The 3,437-nt window shown below is 62.7% G+C and carries 2 protein-coding genes and 1 pseudogene; 2 read left to right on the top strand and 1 reads right to left on the bottom strand.

All coding sequences use genetic code 11. The features are described 5' to 3' along the window. Nucleotides 1-312 (top strand): annotated as a pseudogene (locus JV551A3_RS14040) (chemotaxis protein); the annotation flags it as partial. A gap of 32 nt (nucleotides 313-344) precedes the next feature. On the opposite strand, the gene JV551A3_RS14035 reads toward JV551A3_RS14040, so the two are convergent. Then, complete coding sequence (locus JV551A3_RS14035) at nucleotides 345-2,249, bottom strand: S8 family serine peptidase (RefSeq protein ID WP_133978807.1); 1,905 nt, start codon at nucleotides 2,247-2,249, stop codon at nucleotides 345-347. Nucleotides 2,250-2,413: 164 nt separating this feature from the next. Between JV551A3_RS14035 and JV551A3_RS14030 the strand changes: the two genes are divergently transcribed. After that, nucleotides 2,414-3,430: an ABC transporter substrate-binding protein gene (locus JV551A3_RS14030; protein ID WP_133978805.1), complete on the top strand. Its 1,017-nt coding sequence runs from the start codon at nucleotides 2,414-2,416 to the stop codon at nucleotides 3,428-3,430. Nucleotides 3,431-3,437: the final 7 nt, after the last annotated feature.

Genomic DNA, 3,437 nt, shown 5'->3' with positions numbered 1-3,437 from the left:
CGCGAAGTGGTCGGGGCCATGGACAACAGCCACCGCCAGGCACAGGGCGGCGTGCAGCAGGTTGGCCAGGCAGTCACCGCGCTGCAGCGCATCGGCCAGGCCGTGACGGTGATCACCGACATGAACCTGCAGATCGCCTCGGCCGCCGAGGAGCAGAGCGCGGTGGCCGAGGAAATCAACAGCAACGTGGCGACCATCCGCGACGTCACCGAGTCGCTGTCTGGGCAGGCCAACGAGTCGGCGCGGGTCAGCCAGTCGCTGAACAGCCTGGCCAACCAGCAACAGGCGCTGATGGACCAGTTCCGCGTTTGATTGGACAAGGGCCAGCATCTGCCGGCCCAGGTTCAGGCCTCGAACCTGCCCCCGCCGAGAATGCGGTCCAGCAGCACCAACGCGCCATGCACATTGGGCCTGGCGCCCATCGGCAATACGTCGGTGCCGGGCAACACGGCATCGTGATAGCCGGACGCCATGACCAACTGGTGCATCTGGTTGCCGTTGAGGTAGATGTGGTGGTGCTCCATGGCATAGGACTGGATCAGGCTCAGTGTGCCACACACCATCGGCGTCGCACTGGATGTGCCGCCGTAGGTGGCTGTGTAGTCCCGGTCATCGCCTGACAGGTCGTGCAAGTTGCCATAGGAAAGCGTGACCACGCTGTCACCCCACGCATTGAGCATGCGGTAAGGGTAATGGTGGTTGGAGTAGGCGTGGGGCTTGCCGTCATACGAGTGGCTGGCGCCCACCAGAATGGTACCTGAATCGCCATGGTCATTGAAGTAACGCCAATTGGTCAGATCTACGCCCTGCCCCGCCTGGGTACCTCGTTCTGCAAGGGTCTCGCTGCTGCCATTGGCTGCGGCATTGACCACCACCGCACCACGGCGGCTCAATTGCTGCATGACGTTCCACCAGGCCTTGTCGTGCAAAGACGGCAGCATCGTGCTCAACACATCGATATTTGCAGTCTGGCGATTGATGCCAACGATATCACCAGGTTCCACATTGCGCAGCAGATCCTTGAGCGCCTGGTAATTGCCAGGGGTGTCTTGCGCGCGGTTGTTGTAAAGGTACAGCTCGCTGTCATGACTGATTCCCGTAACCCCCATGCCGTTGCGTGCGGCCAGAATCACCCCTGCCGAAGCCGTGCCATGGCGGGGATCATGGTTGGGTGCAAGCGAGATGACTTGCAAGGCTGGGTTGCCGCGCAGGTCTTCATGCTGCGGGTACAATCCGCCATCGCTGAAGTGGATACGCGCCCCCTTGCCCGTCACCTTGTTGGCCCAGGCCTTGCGCACATTCAGGCCCTTCCACCGGGGGCCGGGTTCGTCGAGGTAGTTCTGGCGTGATTCGAAGTCGGGCGTGGGCTGAGCATTCTCATAAGCCCTGTTGCCTGCCACCACTGCAGTACCTGTCAGCAAGGTTGCCAGCACCCCCGCCAGCACGAACGCGACAGGGTGTGGTTCCGAAGGTGCCGGCGACATCTGCATGGATACGACATAGTCCAGCGCGGCCAACGACTTGAGCAATGCCAGATAGGTGTCATTGAGCATGCCGGCAGGCTGGTCGAGGTAATAGTGCTGACGTAGTGCCAGGAGCCTGTCATCGTCCACTTCATGCTCGTCCAGCACCGGCCTGAGCGCGATCACCGACTTCAGGTTCGGCCAATAGCGAACCAGCGTCGAGCCCGAGCCTGGCTCCAGGTCGTCAAGGAAGTGCTCATACCCACCGCTAGCGAACTCGATGACCAGTGTCGGGTACGAGGTACCTGGCGCCAACGTAGGAAGCGTTTGCTGAGCGTGATCAGCCACGTCCGCGGGGCCTGCCGCCCGCTTGCGACGCTTGGCGGCAGAAGTCAAAGGGACCTTGTCGAGCACGCTGCGGTTGATCTCCTCGACCGCGATATCGAGTACCAGCGGCGGCATGTCGATGACACCGGCCGGCCCGACAGGCCGGTTCATCGCCCGGGCATGTTCATCTCGCAGCACCACCCTTGGCCGGATGGTGTAGACCCCCGCCTCCTCCTCGGCGAACAAAGTGGCTGGGCAGCCGTGGTCGCTCGTTTTGCCGGTGTGTGCCTGTGAATAGGCCGAAACCCCTCGGAACGACACCGGGCCATCCGGGCCGGCCCGCTCCAGTTCGTAGCGAATGCGGTTGACCTTGTACAGGTCTGTGCCAATGCAACGAACATGCAGCTTTCCATCGAATCGGAAGTTGCGGTAATAAATAAAATTCAAGTCCAGCGTCATCAGGAATGCCTCGCAGAATGTGCTTGCCAAACGGCACTGCGCACCTTTGCAAACCGCTGCTCCCACTCGCAGCAGGAGCCCGTTCCATGCTGCCGTCGGCAACGCCTGGGAGGGGTCGTCTACACTTGCCCGCACCTACCCCACGGCAATCGACGAAGGCCCCGATGAAGAAAATTCCAACGCTACTGGCCGGCCTGCTGCTGGCGGTGGGCATGGCCAGCACCGATAGCGCCGCTTCGGCGGAACGGACCACGCCCATTCACTTTGGCGCCATCGGCTGGGAAAGCGGCGCCCTCACCACCGAGATCCTGCGGCTGATCGTGGAGCGCGGGTATGGCTACCCCACCGACACCCTGCCCGGCAGCACCGTCAGCATGGAAGTAGCGCTGGCGCGCAACGACCTGCAAGTCATTGCCGAGGAATGGGCCGGGCGCAGCCCTGCCTGGGTCAAGGCAGAAGCCGCCGGGCAGGTGTTCGCGTTGGGCGATACGGTCAAGAATGCCGAAGAAGGCTGGTGGGTGCCGGCCTACGTGATCGAGGGCGATGCGGCACGCAAGCTGAAACCCGTGGCGCCGGATTTGCGCAGCGTCCAGGACCTCGAGCGTTACCCGAAGGTGTTCCGCGACCCCGAGTCGCCCGACAAAGGGCGTTTTCTCAACAGCCCCAGCGGCTGGACATCCGAGACCGTCAACAGCCAGAAACTCAAGGCCTACGGGCTGAATGAGCTCTATACCAACTTCCGCAGCGGCTCCGGCGCTGCAATGGATGCCGAAATCGACTCGGCCATCCGCCGTGGCCAACCGGTGCTGTTCTACTACTGGAACCCTACCCCTTTGATGGGGCGTTACAAACTCATACGCCTGCAAGAGCCGCCGTTCGATGCCAACGCCTGGGCCACCCTCACCGATGCCGGTAATCCCGAGCCCAAGGGCAGCAGCTCGCTGCCGGCCAAATTGTCGATTGGCGTGTCCAAGGCCTTCCCCGAGGGCGGCCCGGAGCTGGTGGGAGTGTTCGAGCGGGTCGACCTGCCCATCGACCGTCTGAACAGCGCACTGGCCGAGATGAGCGAAAAGCGCACACCGCCCCGTGACGCTGCCCTCACCTTCCTGCGCAATAACCGCGAAGTGTGGAAAGCCTGGTTGCCTGCGGACATTGCCAGCAAGGTCGAGGGCAGCCTGTGAGCGGCGG

Origin of the sequence: Pseudomonas inefficax (genome assembly GCF_900277125.1) — a bacterium.
In the GTDB taxonomy this organism is placed as follows: domain Bacteria; phylum Pseudomonadota; class Gammaproteobacteria; order Pseudomonadales; family Pseudomonadaceae; genus Aquipseudomonas; species Aquipseudomonas inefficax.
The sequence above is the reverse complement of the archived record's forward strand: the minus strand, read 5'-3'. Positions and strand labels throughout refer to the sequence as shown.